Annotated in this window: 22 protein-coding genes; 11 read left to right on the forward strand and 11 right to left on the reverse strand. The window is 69.8% G+C overall.

Going from position 1 to position 23546, the window contains the following annotated elements:
• Positions 1-797 precede the first annotated feature (797 nt).
• The 7 genes from ACIREO_RS19465 to ACIREO_RS19495 form a co-directional block, all read right to left on the reverse strand.
• Positions 798-2042 carry a hypothetical protein gene (locus tag ACIREO_RS19465; RefSeq protein WP_404111460.1) on the reverse strand — a complete coding sequence of 415 codons (1245 nt, stop codon included), beginning with the start codon at positions 2040-2042 and terminating at the stop codon, positions 798-800.
• Positions 2043-2221: 179 nt separating this feature from the next.
• A complete protein-coding gene (locus ACIREO_RS19470; protein WP_404111463.1) occupies positions 2222-3688 on the reverse strand; it encodes an ATP/GTP-binding protein in 1467 nt (488 codons plus the stop codon).
• 30 nt (positions 3689-3718) lie between these two features.
• Positions 3719-5215 (reverse strand): SCO6880 family protein, encoded by a 1497-nt coding sequence (locus ACIREO_RS19475; RefSeq protein WP_404111466.1) that lies wholly within the window; start codon positions 5213-5215, stop codon positions 3719-3721.
• A complete protein-coding gene (locus tag ACIREO_RS19480) occupies positions 5205-6461 on the reverse strand; it encodes a hypothetical protein (RefSeq protein ID WP_404111469.1) in 1257 nt (418 codons plus the stop codon). Before ACIREO_RS19480 ends, ACIREO_RS19475 begins: the two co-directional genes overlap by 11 nt.
• Positions 6461-7216: a hypothetical protein gene (locus ACIREO_RS19485; RefSeq protein ID WP_404111472.1), complete on the reverse strand. Its 756-nt coding sequence runs from the start codon at positions 7214-7216 to the stop codon at positions 6461-6463. The genes ACIREO_RS19480 and ACIREO_RS19485 overlap by 1 nt, the downstream gene beginning before the upstream one ends.
• A 14-nt stretch (positions 7217-7230) precedes the next feature.
• Positions 7231-7548, reverse strand: coding sequence for a hypothetical protein (locus tag ACIREO_RS19490; RefSeq protein ID WP_404111475.1), 318 nt, complete (start codon positions 7546-7548; stop codon positions 7231-7233).
• Between the two features lie 12 nt (positions 7549-7560).
• A complete protein-coding gene (locus ACIREO_RS19495) occupies positions 7561-8178 on the reverse strand; it encodes a DUF6668 family protein (RefSeq protein WP_404111478.1) in 618 nt (205 codons plus the stop codon).
• A 143-nt stretch (positions 8179-8321) separates the two neighbouring features.
• On the opposite strand from ACIREO_RS19495, the gene ACIREO_RS19500 reads away from it, so the two are divergent.
• The 3 genes from ACIREO_RS19500 to ACIREO_RS19510 are packed head-to-tail and all read left to right on the forward strand — an operon-like array spanning position 8322 to position 11040.
• The gene (locus ACIREO_RS19500) at positions 8322-9377 is read left to right on the forward strand and encodes an NlpC/P60 family protein (protein ID WP_404111481.1); all 1056 of its coding nucleotides are present in this window, start codon (positions 8322-8324) and stop codon (positions 9375-9377) included.
• Positions 9374-10072, forward strand: coding sequence for a hypothetical protein (locus tag ACIREO_RS19505; protein WP_404111484.1), 699 nt, complete (start codon positions 9374-9376; stop codon positions 10070-10072). The genes ACIREO_RS19500 and ACIREO_RS19505 overlap by 4 nt, the downstream gene beginning before the upstream one ends.
• A gap of 47 nt (positions 10073-10119) precedes the next feature.
• The gene (locus tag ACIREO_RS19510; RefSeq protein ID WP_404111487.1) at positions 10120-11040 is read left to right on the forward strand and encodes a hypothetical protein; all 921 of its coding nucleotides are present in this window, start codon (positions 10120-10122) and stop codon (positions 11038-11040) included.
• Positions 11041-11123: 83 nt separating this feature from the next.
• Here ACIREO_RS19510 and ACIREO_RS19515 read toward each other — a convergent pair whose 3' ends face one another.
• The 3 genes from ACIREO_RS19515 to ACIREO_RS19525 form a co-directional block, all read right to left on the reverse strand.
• Positions 11124-11708 (reverse strand): sigma-70 family RNA polymerase sigma factor, encoded by a 585-nt coding sequence (locus tag ACIREO_RS19515; protein ID WP_404111490.1) that lies wholly within the window; start codon positions 11706-11708, stop codon positions 11124-11126.
• Between the two features lie 217 nt (positions 11709-11925).
• A complete protein-coding gene (locus ACIREO_RS19520) occupies positions 11926-12861 on the reverse strand; it encodes a hypothetical protein (RefSeq protein ID WP_404111493.1) in 936 nt (311 codons plus the stop codon).
• Between the two features lie 23 nt (positions 12862-12884).
• Positions 12885-13640, reverse strand: a complete 756-nt coding sequence (locus ACIREO_RS19525) for a transglycosylase SLT domain-containing protein (protein ID WP_404111496.1) — start codon at positions 13638-13640, stop codon at positions 12885-12887.
• Positions 13641-14047: 407 nt separating this feature from the next.
• On the opposite strand from ACIREO_RS19525, the gene ACIREO_RS19530 reads away from it, so the two are divergent.
• The 8 genes from ACIREO_RS19530 (at position 14048) to ACIREO_RS19565 (ending at position 22158) form a co-directional block, all read left to right on the forward strand.
• Entirely contained in the window at positions 14048-14473 is a 426-nt protein-coding gene (locus ACIREO_RS19530) for a DUF6668 family protein (RefSeq protein WP_404111499.1), read from the forward strand.
• Positions 14470-14763 (forward strand): hypothetical protein, encoded by a 294-nt coding sequence (locus ACIREO_RS19535; RefSeq protein ID WP_404111501.1) that lies wholly within the window; start codon positions 14470-14472, stop codon positions 14761-14763. The genes ACIREO_RS19530 and ACIREO_RS19535 overlap by 4 nt, the downstream gene beginning before the upstream one ends.
• Positions 14764-14822: 59 nt before the next feature.
• A complete protein-coding gene (locus tag ACIREO_RS19540; RefSeq protein ID WP_404111503.1) occupies positions 14823-15140 on the forward strand; it encodes a hypothetical protein in 318 nt (105 codons plus the stop codon).
• Positions 15141-15164: 24 nt separating this feature from the next.
• Positions 15165-15947: a hypothetical protein gene (locus tag ACIREO_RS19545; RefSeq protein WP_404111505.1), complete on the forward strand. Its 783-nt coding sequence runs from the start codon at positions 15165-15167 to the stop codon at positions 15945-15947.
• A 1-nt stretch (position 15948) separates the two neighbouring features.
• Complete coding sequence (locus tag ACIREO_RS19550) at positions 15949-17151, forward strand: hypothetical protein (protein WP_404111507.1); 1203 nt, start codon at positions 15949-15951, stop codon at positions 17149-17151.
• A gap of 143 nt (positions 17152-17294) precedes the next feature.
• Positions 17295-18791 carry an SCO6880 family protein gene (locus tag ACIREO_RS19555; RefSeq protein ID WP_404111510.1) on the forward strand — a complete coding sequence of 499 codons (1497 nt, stop codon included), beginning with the start codon at positions 17295-17297 and terminating at the stop codon, positions 18789-18791.
• Between the two features lie 47 nt (positions 18792-18838).
• Complete coding sequence (locus tag ACIREO_RS19560) at positions 18839-20344, forward strand: ATP/GTP-binding protein (protein WP_404111989.1); 1506 nt, start codon at positions 18839-18841, stop codon at positions 20342-20344.
• Between the two features lie 38 nt (positions 20345-20382).
• Entirely contained in the window at positions 20383-22158 is a 1776-nt protein-coding gene (locus tag ACIREO_RS19565; RefSeq protein ID WP_404111992.1) for a type IV secretory system conjugative DNA transfer family protein, read from the forward strand.
• A gap of 3 nt (positions 22159-22161) precedes the next feature.
• On the opposite strand, the gene ACIREO_RS19570 is transcribed toward ACIREO_RS19565, so the two are convergent.
• The gene (locus tag ACIREO_RS19570; RefSeq protein WP_404111513.1) at positions 22162-23358 is read right to left on the reverse strand and encodes a DUF418 domain-containing protein; all 1197 of its coding nucleotides are present in this window, start codon (positions 23356-23358) and stop codon (positions 22162-22164) included.
• Between the last annotated feature and the right edge of the window lie 188 nt (positions 23359-23546).

Here is a 23546-nt window from a genome sequence, read left to right on the forward strand (position 1 = left end):
GCTGCGACGCGCGTGAGCATGCCGCGAAAACGGTCGGCTGCGGGCTCGCCTGTGGCTACGTTGCGGCCGAGCAGGTACGGCCGGCGTGACAGCGTGTCATCCATATGTCTTGCACGTTTCTGGGTGGGGGAGGGGGCTGACCGGGGCATCTGTGGGGTAGATCCCAGGCTGAGGCTACATGGCATGTAATGAACACCTTTGACGTGGGACGTCCGGACCGCCTGGTGTGCGCGGTGCGGAAACCCCGGTGGCGAGGACGGAACCAATCCCATGCCAACTGGGATGACGGTGTTGCCTCCCCAGGGGTTGTGTCATGTGGTCACCGAATTACTTCTCCCCCGCCGGTGGTCACTGCTCGTAGCTGTTGCCGGACCCATCGTCCTGGCGAGCGTTCCACCTTCGCGTCGGTGAGAACTACCTAGTCCGAGACCGTGTGGCCGGGCCGGGCCCGGGACAGGCCCGGGACCCGACCCGGCCGGGTGGCCGCCCACAAGGCGGACCTGCCCGGAAGTTCCGCGTCCGACGGCGGGAAAGTGGCATCGCCTGCACGATTCCGAAAGCGTCGACCAGATCAACAGCCGCCCCGGCGCAGTGGAACGCTCTGCCGCCTCGGCCGCACTGTCTACCGACGCCGCAACGTCGTCGGACGCTGCTTCCGCCGCCTCGGCCGCACTGTCTACCGACGCCGCAACGTCGTCGGACGCTGCTTCCGCCGCCTCACGAACCCGGACAGCGCCCTTTCACCGCCCGCCGGCCCTCTGCGTTCGCGGGCAGGGCCAGGCGGACGATGATCGACCTTACTTGCGGGATACACGCTTCTTCGGCGCATTGTCCGTTGCCGGTGCCGATGCCGGGGCAGGGGGGTTACTGCTGGAACTTGCGGCGTTCACCTGCGCGCCAGAGGTGGTGGCAGGCGTATATTTTCCGGCAGCGGTCGAGTTCTCCGGGGCCGGTCGTAGCGGCAAGTTTAGTTGCGACGGATTTCCCATCGATTGCAGGTAAAAGCCTGCAGCCCTTTCGGCCTGTTCCTCTGCCCTTTGGTGTTGGTGGACCTCATGGGCCATCTGTGCCCCACCCGCGGCCATCGAGGCGCCGGTGGCAGCAGCATTGACATGCTCGTTCCCGGTCGCACCACTCACAACGTTGAGGATCGCGGCGCCCCCTTGGGTTAGATCTGCGGCCGCCTGCACCCTGTCGAAATTCCCCCCAGTCACGTTCGTGTAGAGAGAGTGGGCGGCCACCAGCCCCTGAAAGCCCCCTGCCACGTAGTTCGCATAACTCTCGGCTTGCTCGCCGCCGAAGATCTTCGCGCCGCCCGCAGCGATGTTCGGAACGCCGTTCACGGCGGCCCTGCCGACGGCCGCACCGTATTTGCTCAGGGCCTCCATGACACCCTTTGCCGAACTTGTGGCCCACTGGAGCGAGTTCCGGCTGAAACGCTCCACATGGCCTTGGCGTTCTACGTAGAACTCCGCGCGCTCCACGTCGTAGACAGCACGCCTTGCGTCAGCCGGGGGTGCGGGTGCGTCCTCCGGCACGGGTTGACTCGACGCCTTGTACCGGCCCCTGGAGTCCTTCCGTACGGCGCTGTAGGAGCTGGAGTGTGAGCCCCCGCTGGACAGCGATTCACCCGAGTTGCCCTGCATTTGCGTGTAGGGTGAGACATCGTTCTGGGCGGTGACGGAGTATGACGGCTCGCCCGACCGGGCGAGTGACGGCGACAGTGACGGCTCTTCGTACGCCGCCGCAGGGCCCTTGCCCCTGGAGGTGTCCGCAACATAGGTTTCCGCACCATAGGTGCCCGCCAAGGCGTTCCCCGCAGCCTCGTTCCCGGACGGCCGCCAGGCGTTATTGTCGGCCGAATAACGCCCGAGCTGGCCTGCTTCGTTCTGTATGTAGAACTTCCTCCCGTTCATGTCGTAGACGCCGTTGGTGGCGCCGTCCGGGAGCTCGGGCGCATTACGCGGGACTGGCTTTGACGACACGCGATACGTGCCGTTGTCTTCGAGCCTTACTGCGACGTAGTCTTCTGAACCTGCCATTCCACCTTCTCCTTCGGCTGGAGGTCGGCCGCTCGAGGAGCCCGGAGATGTTGCCGCGTGTTCAGCGGTGTTCCGGCGCGAGCGCTTCTGCTTGCCGAACACAACGTCGTTTCCGGGCTTCCGGTTCACTGTCGGCGTCGTAGCAGGTCACCGTGGTCGAGAGCGAGCGCCTTCGGCGCTCACTTGTTCCACCTCTTGTTCGTGTTGTTGACCCCGAGCTCCGCTGCCGTCAGGTCCACGTGCAGGGGGATCCCCGGGCGGTTGCCGACCTTGATGAGGAAGTTGCCGAGGCCGGGCGGCTCGGCCCTGCGGCCGTAAGTGGCATCCCAGGCGGGCGGGGTGGACCAGTCGACCAGCAGACGTTTCTCCGCCTCGGTCAGCTCCACGATCTGAGTCAGCTGCGGCAGCTCGGCGGGGGGCAGTCCCGCACAGACCACCATGCCGGCGCGTTCCACGAAGCCCTTCGCCTTGGTGCGGTCCTCCTCCGTCGGCAGGGCCAGTAGGTCGTCGATGCTGTGGGTGATCATGGCGAGGCCCACCCCGCGCTGCCGGTCGAGCCGGGTGAGGGCGTTGACTCGGTCGACCAGGCCGCGGCCCGCCTGGAGGACACGCCACAGCTCGTCCATGACCACGAAGTAGTTGCGCTGCGGCTCCAGCCCCGCGTCCGCGAGCGCGTGCGCGGCGGAGACCGCGCCGAAGCCGTACGACCAGCAGGACAGCAGAGCCGCGGCCTGGAGCAGGGCCTCGCTGTCGTCGATGCCACTGATGTCGAAGCAGACCGGGCGGTCCAGCTTCATCGCCTCGGTTGTCGGCTCGGCGAAGGTCCCGCCCAGGCGGCCGTCGCCGAGCAGGGCGGTCAGCGAGGCCTCCAGGTCCTCCGTGATGTCGCGGTAGCGGGCCATGTCGCCCCGGTCCAGCGCGACCGCCCGTACCGCTTCCGGGCCGTCCTTGATGACCTGCACCAGGTCGGCGAGCACCGGAACACGGCCCGATCGGGCGTCGTGCCGGTCGTCCAGGACGTTCAGCGCGGTCGAGAGGATCGTCTCCTCGCGGTCCGTCGGTGGCGCCGAGCGCAGGATGGTCACCAGGGCCGAGACCATGTGGAGGCGGCGGCCGTGGATGTCGGCCAGGAGCCGTTGGCGGGCGCTGCCGGTGAGCCGGGCCGCAGCCCGGCCGGACTCGCCGGGGTCCAGGACGTTGAGGTTGCCGCGGCCCCGCCCCAGACTGATGACCTGCCCGCCGATGGCCCTGATCAGGTCCACGTAGTCCGGCTTGAGGTCACCGAAGACCAGCGGATGGACACCGTAGCCGGAGAGGCCGAGAGCCATGCGGCGTACGATGGTCGACTTGCCGAGCCCCGGGCGTCCCAGCACGAACATCGACGGGTTGGCCAGCAGGCCCGTGCGCATGAACCAGGACACGGGATCACAGCACACCGTGGCCCCGGAGTCCAGGTCACGGCCGAGTGGTACCCCGACCATCGGGGTACCGGCGCCCGCGCCGAACGGCCACAGGCCGCACACCTGTACGGAGGTGCCGCGCCACTCGGGCGCGGGTTCGACGTAGCCGACCATGCCGCCACCGGGGCCGGGCCAGCCACGGGGGGTGAGGCGGGGCTGACGGGATTGCTTGGTCACGCGTGCCATCGGGTTCTCCTCATTCTTCTCCGCTCTCCGTCACATCGCGTCGCGCACGGTCTGTGGCACGGCGGTGTGCAGCGGGAGCACCAGGCCCAGCGGCAGCGCGGCGGCGAACGCCGCCGCCTGGGAGCCGTACACAGGTCGCACCGCGATGCGGGCGGCGGGAGCCAGGTTGTCGACGGCCGCGGCGGCCTTCGGGAGTTCCGCGGCATTGGTGACCGTCGCCGTGATCAGCAGGCCGAAGCGGATCACGCCGTGTCCCTGGGCCTGTTCCTCGGTCGTCCTGCGGGCCGCGACCACCTCGGCGTCCTCCCGGGCCTTTCCGACCTGTGACTGCTGGGCACTGAACAGCGCGTTCTTGTAGTCCTGTTGGACCACGCGTGCGCCTTCGGCCCGGGTGTGCGGGCGGTACAGGAGCGTGACCCGCTTGCGGGCGATGTCGCGGTTGGGCTGCACCAGCGCGGTCAGGACATTGGAGAACACCTCGCCCAGCGGGGCCTCCGTCATGGCCCAGGTCACGCTGAACGCGCCGTCGTGCCGGTAGTGGTCCCACGCCTCCTGGGCCGCCATGGGTCCGGCCTCGCTCCAGGTCAGCCCGGTGCCGCCGGTGGCCCGTGCCTCTTCCACCAACGTCGCCACGGTCGGGTCGTAGGCGACGCGCACCGCCTCGGCGAGTTCGGTCGCGGTCATCGGGACGGCCGTGCCGGCGCTCGTCAGGGACAGCCCGGCCGTCAGGCCCGGCAGACGGGTACCGATGTGGAGCGCCATGTCCTCGGCACTGCGGCGGGGGGTGCCCGGGCGGGCCGCACCGGAGTAGGTCAGCGCGATCCGCGTGGCGATCTGCGCCGAGCCCGCGGGATAAGCGGACAGCACTTCCCGGAGCATCTCCGTGGCCAGCCGGGGAGCGTCGGGAACGGTGTTGGCGGCGATCTCCTGCTGGAGCCGTACTCCGGAGTCGGGAGCGGTCTCCACGGTCACGCTCGCGGCGACGAGGTCCGGCTCGGCCCCCAGAGCGGACAGCCACTGGCCCCAGTGGGCCACCCAGATGTCGACCTGTTGCTGGTCGACGAGGGCGGATCCGTCCGCGTCGCAGGAGATGACCACGGTGTGATGGCCGGTCGCCGGAGTCGTGATCACGGCGAACGGGCGGCCGTAACCGTCCTGCGCCTCCGTCAGCGACGACTCGGCCGCCAGGCCGGGCAGTTCGCAGGTGCCGTAGCCGGTGCGGCCCAGCGGACCCGACCGGTACAGATGGCCGCCGGAAGACGTGGTGCGCCACCATGCCAGACGGACCGCTCCACGTTTCATCAGCGTACGGTCGTGCCGGTCCTTGAACGCGAGCGCGGCCGTGACCACCGCCAGCGACAGTGCCAGCCCCAGCGCTGCCCAGAGGGAGGCCAGCGTGGCCAGGACCACGGCGATCAGCCCGGTGAGCAGCAGCAGCGTCACGCCCAGGGACAGACCCCGCAACCCGGAGGTACGAGGTTTGCGGAAGTTGCCGTAGGTACGCGTGGTGAGTTCTTCAGCGGTCATGGGCCTTCTCCTGCTGGTCGTCGGGATACTGCCGGGCCGGGACAGGCACCGGTGCCGCCGTGTCCTCCCGGCCCTCCAACCGCGCCTCGGCGGTACCCGTGGGCTCCGGCTGAGGACGCCCGGTCGCGGCCCGCTCGCCGTCCGCCGCCCCGCGTGCCCCCACGGTGCCCCGGGCGGTGCCCGGCCCACCCTGTCGCGCTCCGGTGGCCTCCGGACTCACGGCAGCCCCCGCCACCGACCGGCCGGTGGCCAGGCTGCGCAGGTGCGGAACGGGCAGCGCTCCGGTGGCCGCTGCCGCCGTTCCGGTTCCTCCGGCGGAGGAACCGGCCGTGCGGCCCCCGCCGGAGACCGCCGCCTGGACGACAGGGGCGGCGAACCGCATCAGCGCGGGCAGTGTGAAGCAGGCCAGGCCGATCAGCACGACCCCCGAGACCATGGAGACGACTTCGTTGTCCTGGTCCTGGCCGGTGATCGAGAACGCCGCCGCGTACACGATGGCCGCTGCCGGTTTGTACAGCAGGAAGGCGAAGAGCCAGCCCAGGGACTTACGGAACCAGACACGGCCGGCGGGAGTGGAGCTGGCCGCCGCCGCAAGGGGCAGCGTCCCGGCGAGGATCACCAGCATGGCCACCCTCACGATCATCAGGGCGATCTGCGCCACCGTGCCGGTGATCACCAGCACGGCCATGATCAGAACGAGGAACGACGAGCCCGTGTCACCCAGCGCCAGCATGGCCGTGGTGCGTTTCTCGAATTCGGCGACGCACTGCGCGACCGGCTCCCCGGCCGCGCTGATCTGCCGGCAACCGGTGGACCTGTCGATGATCCAGATGCTGAACTTGTCCCCCGCCGAGGTCAGAAGACTGACCGTGGCGACTCCCACCGAGGAGACCATCACCAGGTTGAACAGCCCTTGGAGCGCCTGCCGGGCCGGCTCGCCGCGGCGCTGCCAGGCGATCTGCCCGGCCGCGACCAGCAGGCACAGCACAGCGGTGAACGAGGTGACCCACAGGGTGGAGCCACGGAGAAAGGCCACCGGCCCGGAGCCTTCGCTCAGATCGGGGCCGCCGAGGTCCATCCAGGCGCTGCCCAGCGCCTTGACGGTCGTGCTCGCCGCCTTCGCCGCGCTCTCGGCGATGTCGTCGAACGCGCTGTCACCGAGGTCCTTCGGTGCCGTTCCCGTGCCGTTGCCGACGCAATAGCCGCCGACCGAGGGAGTGACCCAGCCGAAATCGCACCCTGCCATCACACACCCCCCCACTCGCTGAAGCCGGCCAGGGAGCCGACCGGGGTGGGGGCTACGGGGTCGGCCGGGTACTCCAGCCGCCAGTCCCCGTCCTGCCACAGCACCGTCGTGGTGGCGGCCTGCATCCGGCCGTCGGGGAACCGCCAGACGGTCTGGATCACCCCGGTGCTCTCGTTGTAGGTGACGAACCTGAATCCGGCGATCTGTCCGTGAGCACCGCCGTCCCCGTCGGTGGGCGATTTCTTCTCCGCGCTGGTCCGTCCCGCTATGTAGGCGTCACGGCCCGCTCCGACCGTCTGGAGCCGGGTCACCTTCCGCCAGTCCTCGGCCGCCAGATAGCGCACGCTGATCTGGCTGGTGGCCAGCAGTGCGCCGACCGGAGTACGTGCGTAACAGTGCGCCACATCCTTGCCGACCACCGCAGGACCCGATGCCTCGGAGGCGGGTACGGCGACGGCGCCGTACAGCGTCCACGTCACGCCCCGGGGAGCGGCGGTGGGCACGTCCTGGCGTGTGTCGGTCAGTTCGGGGCAGGGCCCGTCGCTCCCGGGTGAGGACGACGAAGCGGCGGCACGGTCGGCGGGCGGCCGGGACGCGGTGGCATCGTCGCGTGGGCCGGAGGTGTCCGAGGTGAACACGATCGCCCCCGCGATGACGGTCACGAAGCCGATGAACGCGGCGGCGAGGACGAAGCCGCCGCGCAGCCACGGACTTCGGGGCTCGTCGGCCGCCGTGCGGGTGCCGGGGTCAGCCATGGTTCCTCCCCCTCCTAGACGAACGCGCCGACGATGCCGGAAGCTGAGCCGACGAGCAGGCACGCCCCCAGGACGAAGCCGAGTCCTCTGGCATGGTCACGGCCGCCTCCCCGGGAGTGGTCGACCGCCATCCGGGCGGCGACACCGAAGATGCCCGCGACGCACAGGGCGGTCACGGTCCAGGCCACCCACTTCAGAATTTGAATCAGGTCCTCGGCTCCGGGCGGGGCCTCACCTCCGCCGACATCGGGCACGCCCGAGGGCGGTGGTGCGGCTGCTACCGGATGTGTGAGATACGAGGCGTCCAGAAGGGCCGCCATCAGAGTGGACAACTCGGTTCCCGTCTAGGTGGGTTGAGTGAGTCGGATCAGGTCGCGGGCAAGGGACACACATTCCTTGGGCAGATGCGGCTCTCCGAGTCGCCAGGACTCCACCCACGGGACCTCCCACAAGCGGGGCACCGCGCCCGAGACCAGGCGGACCCGGTCCCGAAGGACCCGGGGGCGCCGGCCTGGAGCGTCGGCGACAACGACCAGCCCCAGCAGGTCGATGCCGGTGACCATGCGAGAGGCCCACTGCTGAGCGGCGATCTGTGCCGCTCCGAGACCGTGCGCGGTGGAGCGGGCGACCAGCACGACCGGCTGTTTCCCCGAGGCCACGGGCCAGGCACGCTCGGCGTCACTGCCACCGGGCACGGCCTGCTCCAACGTGCTGACCCCCGCGCCGCCGTGCACGCCGAGCCACCACCACCGACTGTCGTTCAGCCGCGGGCGGGCGAGGGGCAGCCCCTGCTCAGGCCGCGGGACTCCGGCGCCCTGGGGTGCTTCCGGGCCGGAAAGTTCCGACGACGTTCTTTGAACCGGTCGCCGCGGTTTCCCGTTGGTGTCTCCCTGGCGGTCCGACTGCGGCAACCAGGGATTGACGACCGGCACATCCCCTGCCAAGGCATCTCCTTCGACCATCAACACAACGGGCCGAATAATACACACAAGTTGGTAAATAGCAATAAACAACTCTTTTTGTAATTAAGACAGATAAGGAGTGATTCATCCATGTCGGACTTCAGGCCTTCGCGGAGGGTCGCGCCTCGTACAAGAGCGCGCCGGTGAACGGCGGTTCCGGCCGGGCGAGTCCGTCCGCGCTGGCCGCGGGGTGCGTCGTACTGGGCCTGGTCGGCATCGGCTCCCTCCTCGGTCTGTCGGTCCTGGGGGCTGCGGGCAAGGAACAGGAAGCCGAACCCGTGGGACTGGTCACGGAGCTCACGGCCGATCGCATTCCGCCCGAGTTCGTGGAGTGGATCGAGCGGGCCGGCAGTCTCTGCCCTGAGGTCAGTGCACCGCTGGTGGCCGCGCAGATCGAGGCGGAGTCCGGCTGGAGCCCCACCGCCGTGAGCCCTGCCCGCGCCGAAGGGCTGAGCCAGTTCATCCCCGGTACATGGGCGACGTGGGGCGTGGACGCTGCGGGCGCGGACGGCAGCCCCGAACCGGACGGCGTGGCAGACCCGTTCACCCCGGGCGACGCGATCATGACCCAGGCGCGCTACGACTGCTGGCTCGCGGACAAGGTCAGGGACATGAACGTCGGCGGTGACCTCACCCGGCTGATGCTCGCCGCCTACAACGCGGGGCCCGGAGCGGTCGCGGAGTACGACGGAGTGCCTCCCTATCCGGAGACCCAGAGCTACGTCACCAGGATCATCGCGTCGATGACCGGATACAGCGGCGCCGAACCGTCCGAGGCCGGCGACTCGTTCGGTGACCAGGTGGTGGCCAACGCCAAGAAGTGGCTCGGCACCCCCTACGCGTGGGGCGGCGGCGGGCCGGAAGGCCCCGGCCGGGGCTTCGCCCAGGGCGCGGACACCGTGGGGTTCGACTGCTCCAGCCTCGTACAGAACGCTGTGTACCACGCTTCCGGTGGCAGCCTCCTCCTTCCCCGTGTCAGCCAGCTCCAGGTCATGTCCGGCAAGGCGGTCTCCCGCGACGACCTGCGGCCCGGCGACGTGATCGGGTTCCAGCTCAACGGCAGCTACGACCACATCGGCATCTACATCGGCCGACGGCAGTTCATCCATGCGCCGAAGACGGGTGACGTGGTGAAGATCAGCAACCTCGACGAGCCCTATTACGCCGGCAAGTCCCAGAAGGTCAGGCGGTTCGGATGACTTCTCCCCGCACGCGGGGCACCGTCGCGGCGGTGGCGGTGCTCACGTTCGGTCTCGTGGCCGGCGGGTGCGGTGCCGGCGGTGACGGTGGCGGTGGCGGTGGTGGCGGTGAGGAGCGCGCGCTCACGGCGCCGTCGGAACCCGCTGCGACCGGCACCGGACCGTATGCGACACCGTCCGCCGCCCGCACGGACGCCCCCCCGCTCCCGGAACCCACGGACGCTCCGGAGCCCAAGGACACCGGCGCGCCTCCCGGAAACACGATCAAGCCGCGAGATGTCGATCAGGCCGATGCCGACGCGGTCAGCAAGGGTGCGCTCACGGCACTGTGGACCTTCGACACCACCACCGATAGTGGGCCGCACGACGCCGAGCTGCGCGCCGCTGACGCCGGCTGGCTCACCGGCGCGTACGCGGACCGGCTCCGTGCACGCCGGCCCCAGCCGGTCAGCGGCGCCCAGTGGCAGGAGTGGGCCGGACACGATGCCCGTACCGACGTCGCGCCGGAGAAGACCGAGGACGCTGCCAGGCCCCCCGACAGCGACACCGAGGCGTGGCGGCAGTGGACCGTCACCGCCACACCGTCGGGGAGCGAGGGGTGGGCGGGCGAGCCTGTCGTCGTCGCGGTCTTCGTGCAGCTCACCCGCGCAGCGGTCGACAAGCCGTGGCGGGTGGCCGACGTCACCGTCCGATAGGGGCCTTCTGGATCAGGCCGGACGTTCAACTGCACGGGAGACACGTCATGTCAACGAGGCACGAATCCACCGATGTACCGGCCTGGCCGGTCTACGACCTCACCGTCCACGACGACGGACGGGTCCTCGCGTCAGGCCCCCTGGTGCCCACGTCCGGGCACGCCACGCGTGCCTCCGCCATAGATGTCGTAGCCGGCGCGGCCGCCAGGCTCGGCCGTGCCGTACGGGCCACGGCCACCGAACCGAGCGGCGTCGCATGGCAGTTGATCGTCTCACCCGGTGGAGAGGTGAGCGAGGACCCGGCCGGCGCACCGCGCACCACGGTGCCGAGGAAGCGACAGACGAAACGCTCCGCGAGAACGCAGGCGGTCGCCGCGCAGGCAGTCGTTTCCGACGCTCCCGTGTCCCGCTCCCGCTCCCGGAAGGACACCGAGGCGTACGAGGAGTCCCTGGACGAGGTGAGGGCCCACCTCGAGGCCGGCCGCGCCGACCAGGCCCGCGAGCTCGCCGCACAGCTCGACACGCGGGCGACAGGCGTCTTCGGCGTGTCCCACCCCGACACACTGCGCATCCGCGAGGTCCGTGCCGGGGCCACCGCCATGGCCGGTGACACGGCCGGCGGCATCCAGCTGTACCGCGACGTCGCCGAACGCTGGCACTACCGGGGGGACGCAGAACAGGCAGAGGCCGTGGCGGGCCGCGCCGAACAGCTGTGGATGCGGATCACCGATGTCGGCGAGGCGCTGTCCGCCGGGGTCGCCTTGATCCGTCTGCGCAGCCAGATCCCGGGTGAGGCCGGGGCCGCGCTCACCGCGGTCCTCAGACACCGGGACCGGCTGCTGACAGCTCACGACACGCACGGACCGCGAGAAGAGGACCACACCGTGGCGGACTCACCCGCGCCGAGGAGCCGGCGTCCCGCTCCGACCTGGGAACGACCCGCCGTGGGCGCCCGGAAGGCAGGCTGAGTCCGGCCCGTCCGGCAGTTCACCCGCGACGGCGACACTGCCGGCCCGCGGATGCTCGCCCCTCGCGGCGGCCGGCGATGTGCTCAGGCGGCGGACATGTACCGCACGGGCTTTCCGCCGCCTTCGTCGTCGGCGCTCTCGACGACGTCCATGGCCAGACGCAGGGCGCGTACCGCGTGATGCACACGCGACTTGACGGTGCCCGGCGGAACGCCGAGCGTCTCGCCCGCCTCGCGCATCGATCTGCCGTAGAAGTACGTCTCGTACAGCGCCTCGCGATGGGCGTGCGACAGCTGCCTGAACGCGTCCTTGAGGAGCAGGGAGGAGAGCAGCCAGTCCACCTCGTCGGGGCTGGTCAGCAGATCCTCCAGCCAGATGTTGCCGTTGACCTCCTGGGGGCGGGTCTTGCGCATCCGGTACTCGTCGATGACGAGGTTGCGGGCCACTCTGAACAGCCACGGCCGCAGGGGCCGGCCGGCAGTCAGGTTCTGGGTCCGCCAGCAGCGCAGCAACGCCTCCTGCACCACGTCCTCGGCCTTGTGCCGGTCACCGTTCAACAGGCGGACCACGTAGGCGTACAGCGCGCCCGCCTGTTCGTCGTGAAGTGTGCGCATCGCGCGTTCCGCAGCGCTCACCGCTCCCAAGGAGCCCATCACTGTCCAGCTCACGTACATACTCCCTTGCTGCATGACCTCGGGGGAAGGTCAGGTCTCGAGGCCGGAGTCGGCGGCCTCGGTCGGGGGAGTGTTACGAGTCGGGCTCCACATCGCATTGACGTTCGATTGATGCCGGAGTGGCGGATTCCGCTCCGCCGGAGGGTCGCGCGCCGAGCGAGGGGGCGGGTCCTTCTTGGGCCGCCCTCGCTGCTGACCTGCGTGTTCCTGGTCAGGCCACTCCGACCGGATGAGTGCCGGCACCAGTGGCGAGGGCGTGTATACGCCGGTCCACGCCTCTTACCAATTCGAGATCTCCGGCAGCGACGTTGTTGTCGTCGGCAAGCCGGGACCACGTGGTGAGCAGGGCCCGGCCGTGGTTGACGGCTGACGGCAGGTCATCGATCAACTGCCACACGGCGACCGCGCGCAGCAAATCCTCATGGGCGCGCAGGTCACCCTGCTGATGACGGATCTGGGCGAGTTCGAGGCATGCGAGCGTGGCTGCGGCGTGATTGCCGCTCCTGTGCGCGGCGAACGCCTCGAGCGCCTGTGCTTCCAAGGTGTACGGGTGCTCGGCGCCGAAGGTGCGCGTGGCGTGCTCCTTCAGCCTGAACGCGAGTGCCGCCGCCCGTTCCAGCGCTCCGGTGTCGATGGCCTGGCCGATGCGCGCGACGAGTTCGGCGAGTTCGTCCGGGACGGGCACCGGTGAACCCACGTCGGCGGGCCGTACGTCTTCCGCGGACGGCCCGGCGGGCGAGGGGCCCGGTTCTGACGGCAGTGCGGTGATATGCCGTTCGGCCGGCCGGGAACCGGTTCCCGTTGAGCCGCGCGCGGGCCGGGATTCCGTCCCGGACGGCTCCGGGTATCTCTCGTGCCGCACGATCCGGCTCGCACCGTCGGCGGTGACCTCGATGCGCGTGGCGTATCCCGCCTGGCGGTCGACGATCACGGCCTCGACGGGGGCGCCCCCGGCCCGCGCCCGGCGCTGCATCGTGTCGAGCACGGCCACGTTGACCGGTACGCCGTCGGGTACGGGGAAGGGGTCCCCGTCGACCAGAACGACGCCGTCAAGGTCGACGAGGACCTCCAGGAAGAGCACCGGTCGCGGTCCTGCCTCCTCATGACCGACCGTGCCCCGGTCGACGTCGACGTGCTTCCTGAACACCCGCGCACTCCTCACTTCTCTGGTCACAGCCCACTCTCCGGCAGCGGACTGATGCTGGGGTAGGACGATCCTTCGGGGAGTTCGATGGCGCCCGAGTACAGGGCGAACGACGTCCTGACGCCGAAGACGTAGCTCTGCGCGCCGGAGTGGTCCGGTACGCCCTTCGCCTGCTTGATCTTCTCCAGGCCCAGGTGGTAGGCCGACAGAGTCAAGTCCAGGCGATCTCCCTTCACCTCGTTGTTGGCGATGAGTGCGTCGATGTCCTCGGCCAGTGAGCACATGTATCTGCCCTGCGCCATGATCGAGTCCCCTGCGTCCAGGGCCGAGGTCTCGTCGTTGTCGTCGTCGTCCTCGCCGAACTCGTCGAACTTGTCCTGGGGCAGTTGGGAGATCCCCGCGGACCCGTCGGGGCCGACCAGTTTCACGTTGAACGCGGACTCCTGCTGGATCTGCGCGGCGATGAGGACCGCCCCGATCTGATCGCATTCCTTCCCGGCGTCCTCGATGTACTCGGAGAACTCCGAGGGCACGCTGCCTTCGGCCAGCTCGCCCTTCCCGTCGCCGTTGAACGCCTCGGCCACCTTGTCGTTGTCCACGCTCGCGCTGCCGTCACCTCCACCGCAGCCGAAGATGGCGCAGATGAGCACGAGGGGCCAGAAGATGTACCCGATGGCGCAGATGACGATCACCCCGATCAGCAGAATCAGGATGATCAGGGGGCTGAACAGGCATCCCAGGAACCCCGCACTGCTGCCGGCGACGATGAGAGCGGTGTCCAAACCCTTCCCTTCGGACGTCTGCCCCTTCCCCTTACCGCCTGCACCCACGACCAGTCGCTCCCCTCGCGTACGCCCGCACGTTCTGGTTGTGAGCAGCGCTGAACCAGGTCATGCGATTTTCCGTAGTGGCTGCCCGACGGATCATCGTGGGCCCGCACGGCGCAACGGACACGGCGGCCAAACAGTTCAATGCGGGATCCGTCGCCATCGTTCGGAACCGAGGGAAGGGATGGGCGCTCATGGGTGTCCCACCGGCGGCATCCGCCGGACCGCAGATGTGGATCCGTGGACCGGCTGCTCAGCAGACAACCAGCGCGACAGCTGTGTCACCGCATGCGGCGGCACCCGCACGATCCGGTCCCGCCGGGCAGTCCGAGGACGAGCCTTCGCCGCACCGGGGGGAGCGGGTGGCCTGGGTCAACGCACACGGCGGCGGCGGAGCCGGCACGCTCGTGCGGGTGTTGGGTGGCGCCGACCTGGGACAACGGTGGCCCGAACCGGCCCGTGGTGAACCAGGCGGAGTGCTGCTGGTGGCCCGCACCCATGCCAAGGGCATGCAGGCGGCTTCCAAGGCACTGAACGCACTGCGCCTGGGGGATCACCCCACGGGGGTGCATCTGATCGCCGTCGTACTCGTCGCCGACGCGCCGGGACGGCTGCCGCGCGAGCTCGGCCGGCGCGTACGCGTGCTGCGTTCGGCAGCCGAGGTCCACCGCGTTCCGTGGATCCCGGCGTGGCGCCTCGGCGAAGAGGTGGACCCGCTGCCTAAACAGGTACGTGCGCTGGCTGAACTCGCCTCCGGCGCGTCCGGGCGCGGGGTGGGACGGCTATGAACCTCGCGGAAGTCGCACCCGACTACGCGCCCAACGGCCGATTCGATCCGAACCCCGAGGCGAGCGAACTGCTCGGGTACTTCGCCTGGACCGTGACGGCCGCCGCAGTGGCAGGTGTGATCATCATCGGCACCCAGATGGCCCTGCAACTGCGCCGTGGCGAGATGGGCGAAGGAGCGACGTACTTCAGGGGGATGGTTCTCGTCCTGGGCGCCTGCATTCTCTGCATCAGCGCGGGGCCACTCGTCAATTACGTGATTTTCCCCTACCTCATTCCTGCTGCCAAGTAGCCGCCAAGGGCCGGCGGCGCCTGGCATCTGAGCTGTTTTTTTACGACAACGGAGAACAAATGAACGCGACCCTGCACTCCCTCCACGCCAAGGGCTGGAACTACCTGGCCGGAACCGAAAAGGTCCCCGACCCGGGCAGGAAGGCCCCCGGCCCGCTGGCCGACGCGGTCGACACCGTTCTGGGAATCGCCGGCTGGGCGGGCACCGCGGCCGGTGTGGCCGGTGTGCTGATCACCGGAATCATGATGGCTGTCTCCATGAAGCGCGGAGAGGGTTCCGAGCACCTCAGCCGCCTGGGCATGGTGCTGGGAGGCTGCATCCTCGTCGCCACCGCGGGGCCGATCATCACCTTCGTCTTCGCGGAACAAGAAGGCTGATCGACCGCCGGAGAGAGCACCGAAATGTTCAGCTCGATACGGAAAAAGGGCCCGGTCGAGGGTCCCTTCTACAAGCAACGTGGCTGGATCAACGCGGCCGGTTTCCTCGGCTTTCTCGTGGTCATGGCGCTGGTGGCGCTCCTGGGCGACACCAGCGACGCCTCCGACGAGGACACGAAGATCGCGGCCGACAGCCGGAACATGCTCTCCGGGCTGAGCGGCCCGCTGTCCCCCGGCGATCCGCAACAGGTGCGGAGCGGTCCCGGGGGCCGGCCGGAGAACTGCCGTACCGACGACAAGGACACCTCCCGGCCGACCACCACGCCCGCGGATCTGCAGTGGCGGAAGCTCGTCGCCATCATGGTTCCGACCTCGCCGACAGCCGGCCCGCTGCACACCGAAACCTCCGCGTGGTGGTGCTTCGCCCACACCCCCACGGGCGCGGTACTCGCGGCGCACATCATTCCCGTCCAGCTGAGCGGTACCGCGTGGCGCAGTACCGCGGAGCAGCAGATCGTCCCCGGAGGGCCACGCGACACATTCGTCACCGGTAAGGCAAAGGCCGAAGCGAGAGACCTCGAGGAGAGCCCCGTCGGGCGGTTCATGGGCTTCTCCCTGGCGTCCTACTCGGCCGACTCGGCGACCGTACGGCTGCTCCTCACCAACCCCTCCGGCGGCTATCTGTCGACCTCGGTGACCATGCGCTGGCAGGACGGCGACTGGAAAGTCGTGCCCTACGACGACGGAGCGCTCTACTCATCGGTCCAGCAGGCAAAACCCGGCGACTTCGCCGCGTGGGGAGAGTGATATGTACCTAGCCGAGAAATGCGGCGGCGGGCTCGACTTCTTCGGGATGTTCGACGATCCGATCCAGGCCATGATCGAGATGGTGGCCAAGATCATGATGAGGGGTGCCCTCGGAATCTTCGACGCCGTAGGCTCCATCGATTCGTACGACGAGGAATCGTCGGACATCATCAACCGCCAGACCCAGTGGATCGTGGTGTACCTGGCAGCCGGCTCGATCCTCTTCGCCGCGGTCAAGATGGCCCTGGACCGGAGGGGCGAGGCGGGCCAGACCGCGTTGAAGGGTGTCCTGCGCGTCACGCTGGTCAACACGGCCGCGAGCACCGTGATCATCACGTTCACCATGCTGATGGACAGGTACTCCGCCCACCTGTTCGAGAACAGCCTCAAGAATCTGATGAGCGGCATCAACTGCAGCGGCAGCATCCCGGCGATGCTGTTGCTGGTCATCGGCTGCCTCCTCATCATCTCCGGCGTCATCCACGCGCTCCTGATGTGGATCCGGCTCGGCGTGATGATCGTCCTGATGGGCACGCTCCCCCTGGCCGCTGCCGCCTCCATGACCGACTGGGGTGGCAACTGGTGGCGCAAGCACATCGGGTGGCTGCTCGCCTGGCTGCTGTACAAGCCCACGGTCAGCCTCGTGCTCTATTCGGGGTCCGTCATGGTGAACGCCCAGAAGGCCAGCCAGGTCAATACACAGATCGCGGGCATGGGTCTGCTCCTGCTGTCCGCCGTCGCCCTGCCCGCGCTGATGCGAGTGATCGTTCCGGCGACGGAGGCCCTCGGTGGCGACTCGGCCGGGCAGGCCACCATGGGCATCGCCGGTGGCATCGCCTCCGGAGCGAAGTCCATCGCCGGCGGAGCCATGAGCCGGGTCAGCCCCGGTGGCGGTGCCGGCGGTGGCGGCGGGTCCCAGGCCCCCTCGGGGGCCAGTGGTGGCGGATCGAGCGCCCCGGCGAAGCCGAGCGGGGGCGGCGGCGGATCAGCCGGCGGGGGCGGCGGCGGATCAGGCGGTGGAGGCGGTGGCGGAGCAGCCGCGGCCGGCAAGGGCAGTGCCGCTGCGGCGGGAGCCATCCCTGTCATCGGCGCCGCAGTGCTCGGAGCGGCGGCAGTGGCCTCCAAGGTTGCCAAGGGAGCCACGGACGTCGCTCGGAGCGGCGTGGAAGGCGCCAACCCCGACCGCAACAGTAACGGCCACTGACCCACAGCAGACCGGTGTGCAACGGGCCTCCTCCGGCCCCACCCGGCTCGCGGTCCGGGCCCCGAGAAGCCTGGGGCCCGGACCGCGAAACGCCACTCCCCGGCCCCACGATCCACTCACGGAAGCAAAGCAGGTATCCCCACATGTCCACCCAAGCTCCCGTCGTCCATCCCACATACGGGAACTGGCGCAGGCCCAGACGACCCGGGCTGGGGCCGCTCGGCCTCCTCGGCACCGTCGGGGTGTTCGGCGGGATCGTCGTCGACCTCATGCTGTCGCTGATCTCCCTGCAGGCCACGCTGTTCGCCTTCGTCGTGCAGGCGGTGTTCCTGCTGCCCCTGGCCGCGCGCACGCCTGACGGGCGGAACATCTATCAGGTCATGGCCCTGCGCATCAGCTGGCTCCACCGCAAGTCCAAGGGGTCGACCACCTACGTCGCAGGGCCGCTGTCCTCACGGCCGGGAGGCCGGTTCCGTCCGCCGGGGCTGCTGAACCGGGTCAAGGTCAGGGAGGGCCGGGACGCCTACGACCAGCCGTTCGGCGTGCTGCACCATCGCAGCCGGAACCTGTACACCATCGTGCTCGGCTGTGAACCCGACGGTGGCTCCCTCGTCGACCCCGACCAGGTGGACACCTGGGTGGCGTCATGGGGGCACTGGCTGGCGCGGCTGTCCGCCGAACCAGGCCTGCGCGGGGCCGCCGTGGTCGTGGAGACCGCCCCGGACACGGGAAACCGGCTGGCGAACGAGCTGCTGCCGCGCATCCGTCCCGACGCCCCGGCTGCGGCACGGGCGGTGATGGAGGAAGTGGTGCAGCGGTACCCGACCGCGTCCTCCGAGATGCACACCTACATCTCGCTGACCTACGGACCCACCAGCGGGCAGCGGCGCAAGAGCGACGAGATCATCACCGACCTGGCCATCCGCATCCCCGGCCTGCTGTCGGGAGTGGTGGCCGCGGGCGGCGGACCCGCCGTCCCGCTGTCGGCCGAGCGTATCGCCGAAGTCGTACGGGTGGCCTACGACCCGTCCGTGGCGGGGGAGGTCCTCGACGCCCGCGCCCAGCACGGCGGAACCGGACTGGAGTGGGAGGACGCAGGCCCGTCGGCGACCGTGGAGAAGGCCAAGGCCTACCTGCACGACTCAGGAGTGTCCCGGACCTGGATGCTCACCCTCGCGCCCCGCGGCACGGTCCGGGCCAACGTGCTGCACGGTCTGCTGGAGGCCACTGCGGGCACCCGCCGAAAGCGCGTCGCGCTGCTGTACCGCCCCATCGACCCGGCGACCTCGGCGCGCATCGTCGAGTCCGACCGGCGGTCGGCGCAGTTCATGGCGACCTCACGGCGCGGCATGGTGCAGGCGCGAGCCAGCAATGAGGTGAGCGCCGCCGAACAGACGGCGGTGGAGGAGGCCACCGGCGCCGGCCTGGTGGAGTTCTCGTTGATGGTCACCGTGACGGTGGACTCCGAGGACGAGCTGGAGGACGCGAACACGACGGTGCGCAATCAGCTGGCCGGAGCACGGCTGTTGATGCGTCCGGCGGACCGGATGCAGGCGGCGGCGTTCAGCTGCACGCTCCCGGTCGGGATCCTGCCATGGGAGTACACCCTGGTCCCGCGCGAGCTGAAGGAAGCACTGTGAGCACGAAGAAGACAGCCAAGAAGCCCCCCGCCCCGCCCAGGGAGCAGATGCCGCCCCCGCGCGGCTGGCCCGGCCCCGGGGGCGGCCAGGTCGCCAACGTGGACCCGCCGTCGATGTGGCGGGCCACGACCGTGCAGGCCTGCGGGCTCTGGCCGTTCGCAGCGGGCTCCGGTGCCCCCATGAGTGGCGTCCCACTGGGACAGCACCTGTACACCGGAGCCACCGTGTGCGGGGACCCGCTGTCGTGGTTCACCCGCGCCCATTACATCTCCAACCCCTCGCTGTTCATGCTGGGTATGCCGGGTCTGGGCAAGTCCACCCTGGTCAACCGCATGCTCATCGGACTGGCCGCCACCGGTGTGGTGCCGTTGGTGCTGGGCGACCTCAAGCCCGACTACGCGGACACCGTGCGTGCCCTGGGCGGCCAGGTCATCTCCATCGGGCGTGGAGTGGGCGGCATCAACGTCCTCGACCCCGGGGCCATGGGCGCCGCCGCCGAGCGCATAGGCGGCGAGGCGGGCCGGGTGCTGACCTCCGAGACTCACGGCCGTGTCCTCAACATGGTCGCCGCGCTCGTCACCATCGTGCGCGACCATCCCGTGGGCGACCACGAACAGTCGGTGCTGTCCGCGGCGCTGCACCATCTGCGTGAGCGCACGCCGCCCGGCCGCCAGCCGCTGCTGCCCGACCTGGTACGGATCCTCGCCGAAGGTCCGGACCGGGTGCGTGCGGTGACCCTGGACCGCGGGGACGAGAGCCGTTACCGCGATGCCGTGGACCCGCTGCACCGTTCGCTGCTGGGCGTCCTGGACGGGCCGTTGGGCGACACGTTCGCCTCCGAGACGTCCACCCGCATCGACCTGGACGCGCCGGCGGTGTGTGTGGACATCTCCCGTATCGGCGAGGCGGACACCCAGCTCACCGCGGCGGCGATGCTGGCGGCCTGGTCCGACGGCCTCGGCACCGTGGCCGCCTCGCACGCCCTGGCGGACGCCGGGCTCCGGCCCCGGCGCTGGTTCTTCACCGTGCTCGACGAGCTCTGGCGCCCCCTGCGCGCGGCCTCGGGCATCGTGGACCGCATCGACGCCCTGACCCGGCTCAACCGAAGCCTCGGCCTGGGCGACGCCAAGATCACACACACGCTCAAGGACGCCGAGGCGCTGGGCACCGACGCCGACCGGGTCAAAGCACGCGGGTTCGTCGAACGCGCCGGCATGGTGATCTGTGCTGGGCTGCCGCGCCAGGAGATGGAGGATCTGGCCCAGGTCGTGGGTCTGTCCCGCCGGGAGATCGACCTGGTCTCCTCCTGGTCCTCGCCCCCGGGCTGGGCCGCGCACGGGGACCGCGAGGAACCGCCGGGCCGCGGACGTTTCCTGATCAAGGTCGGTGGCCGGCCCGGCATCCCGATCCAGGTAGCCATCACCGACACCGAACGACGGCTGCACGACACCAACAAGCGCTGGGTCGAGAGCGAGCGGGTCGTCGCGAAGGCGACCGCGCACGTCGCCGACAGCGTCAAGCGGTGGAGTGCGGACGGAGGAGGGGCCGCGTGAGCGAGAGCGCGGCCAAGGGCAGGAGTTACGGCAGCGAGATGGCGCCCTGGGCCATCGTCCTCGTGTCGGGCGTGAGCCTGGTGGTGTTCCTGGGCGTGTGGCTCGGCGGGACCCTGGGAGCCGCGCTGACAGGCTCGGGCTGGCACACCCCGCCGTTCACCCTGGCGACCTTCGCCACCTTCCTCTCCGGCGGGCCGACGGAGGTCTGGCCGGACGCCTCGTCGGCCGGTGTGGTCGCCGGCATCGTCCTGGTCTTCGGCTCAGCCGTCGCCGCCGTCGTACTGGTCGCGCGACGGGTGTCGCGTTACGTCTCGCGGCCACGGGGACTGGCCGGGCACCGGGAGTTGGCCGCCCTGTCTCCGGCCGGCATCACGGAGCGGGCCCGCGAGTTGCGCCCCTCGCTCAAGGGCCGCGAGCACCTCCACCCCGACGAGACCGGCAACCTCCTCGGCGACCTCGATCCGAACGGCCCGGAACTGCGCTCCTCCTACGAGGACGTGGAGCTGGACCTGATGGCTCCGCGCGCGGGCAAGTCCACCGGTATCGCCGTCCCGCGTGTGCTGCGCGCCCAGGGCGCGGTGCTGCTGACGTCCAACAAGTCCGACGTCTACGCCGTCACCCGGGCCGCACGCGAGAAGGCCGGCCGGGTGTGGACGTTCGACCCGCAGGGCATCGCCCACTCCCCGCGCGCGATGTGGTGGGACATCCTCTCCGAGTGCCACACCATCGAGGGCGCCCGCCGCCTGGCCGGGCACTTCGTCGCCTCCGTCAACGACGACCAGTCGAAGAAGGACTTCTGGATCTCCGCGGCCCAGAACACTCTCACCTCCCTGTTTCTCGCGGCCGCACGCGGCGGGGCCTCCGTTCTCGACCTGCTGGCCTGGCTGGCGGACCCCGCCGACCGCACGCCGATCGACCTGCTGCGGGACGTCGAGATGATCGCCATGGCCGAGCAGTTGCAGGGCACTGTCCGGGGCGCGGTGGAGACCCGCGACGGAATCTACGAGACCGCCCGGCAGTGCGTGGCCTGCCTGCTCGATCCGGAGATCGTCGCCTGGGTGACGCCCGATCCCGCACTTCCGCAGTTCAAGCCGCACGAGCACGTGCTGGGCAAGGACACCCTCTACCTGCTGTCGAAGGACGGCGGTGGCTCGGCCGCAGGTGTGATCGCGGGACTCGCCGACACGACCATGCGCGCGGGCGTGGTCGCCGCCGAGCGCATGGGCGGCCGCCTCGACCCTCCTATGACCGCTGTCCTCGACGAGGCGGCCAACGTCTGCCGCATCTCCGACCTGCCCGACCTGTACAGCCACTTCGGCTCGCGCGGCATCAACGTCGTGACGTTGCTTCAGAGTTACCGCCAAGGAAGCCGGGTGTGGGGAGAGGCGGGCATGGACGCCCTGTGGAGCGCGGCCACGATCAAGCTGCTCGGCGCCGGCCTCGACGACGCCGACTTCGTGGAGAAGATCTCCAAACTGGTCGGCAATCAGGACGTACGCACGGCGTCCTACTCCAAGAGCAAGGACGGTACCTCCCGCTCGTACTCCTACCGGCTGGACCCGGTGCTCCCCGCGGACCGCATACGAGCGCTGCCCAAGGGCACCGCACTCCTGTTGGCCACCGGTGTACGCCCCGCCCTGATTCGTCTGCGCCCCTGGTACAAGGAGGCCGACGCGGGCGTCATCTCGGCCGCGGCCAAGGCCGAGACGGCCGCCATCACCGAGCGTGCCGCCCGCGCGTGGTCCGCCGCCGCCGCTCCCGCCGACGGCGCGCGCAGGTGGCAGAGGGACGCGGTGTCCCTGCGTAAGCCATAGGCCTCATGGCCTGCGCGCCAGTGTCATCACACGCAGCAGCCACTCGACCGGACCGTACCGGAAGTGCCGCAACAGCCAACGGCCGTAGGTGAGCTGCGCCGCGTAGAGGACGAAGCACCCGGCCAGCACCGCAGTCATGCCGTAGCGGCCGTACCACGCCAGCCCGTAACCGGTGAAGACCAATGCCATGACCAGGGACTGGGTGAGGTAGTGGGTCAGGGCCAGGCGGCCGGCCCCGGCCAGGACATCCCCCGCCCGGCCGCCATGCCGGGTGCGCAACAGGAGCAGCAGGCCGCAGGCGTACGCGGCCGTCAGCGCGGGGGCGGTGAGCACCCCGACGGCCGATCCGACGTCGTACCAGCGTCCGTCCAGCGGGCCGTTGCGACAGACCGCCATGAAGGCACTCCCGGCCAGGCCGAGGGGCAGAGCACAGACCACGATCTGCACCATCGACGAACGGTGCCGTTCGGTCTCGGCGAGTATCCCGCGACGGCCGGCGGCGAGTCCCACCAGGAATGCCGCCAGCACGTCGGCGCCGTGCAGGACGTTCCACCCCAGTGTGTCGCGCCACCACTCCAGATTCGCCCCGACCACCGAGCCGAGGTCACCGCGGTACGACGACGCCCTGTCGAGCACCGCGGCCGTGATGTCCTGCGGAGGCGCAGGCACGGCAAAGGCGACCGTGACCAGACCCCAGGCCAGCAGGCAGGCTGCCACACCGGTGATGAGACAGGCCGCGGCCCGTACGGCTGTGCGCGGCGCGATGTCGCGGACCGCGAACAGCACGAGGCTCAGAACCGCGTAGGTGACCAGGATGTCGCCGGGGTAGAGCAGGAAGGCGTGTGCGAGACCCAGGAGGAGCAGACCGGTGAACCGGCGCAGGTGCCGGGGCGCGAAAGGTGCCCCCGCACGCTCGGCCGAGTCCCGCTGCAGCGTGAAGCTGTACCCGAACAGGAAGGAGAAGAGCAGATAGAACTTGGCGCTGACCAGGGCGGTGACCAGCCATCCGGCCGCCCCGTCCACCCACGACACATACAGCTCACCCCCCGGGCCCATGTGAGGTCCGGCCATGGCCGGTGCGTTGACCAGGAGAATGCCCAGCAGCGCGAATCCGCGCAGTACGTCGACCTCCCGCACCCGGTGGCGCTTCGGCGCGGTCTCGGTGCCGCAGGAAGTCGGTACAGGGCGCGAGGAATGCAAGACGGGCCTCCGGCGCCGATCTGGTGACAGGACGAACAGCGATGCCGCGACCGGCCGCCCCGTGGCGGGCTTCTCGCCACACGACGGGCCATTACGGGGAACGCCCGCGAACGGTTCAATCGGCTCCGCCGGGGCGCTGCTCACGCATCCGTGAGGGCGGGATCCGGAAAGAACCAGCAGGGTGCCCG

The organism is Streptomyces sp. NPDC102441 (assembly GCF_044765585.1).
In the GTDB taxonomy this organism is placed as follows: Bacteria; Actinomycetota; Actinomycetes; order Streptomycetales; family Streptomycetaceae; genus Streptomyces.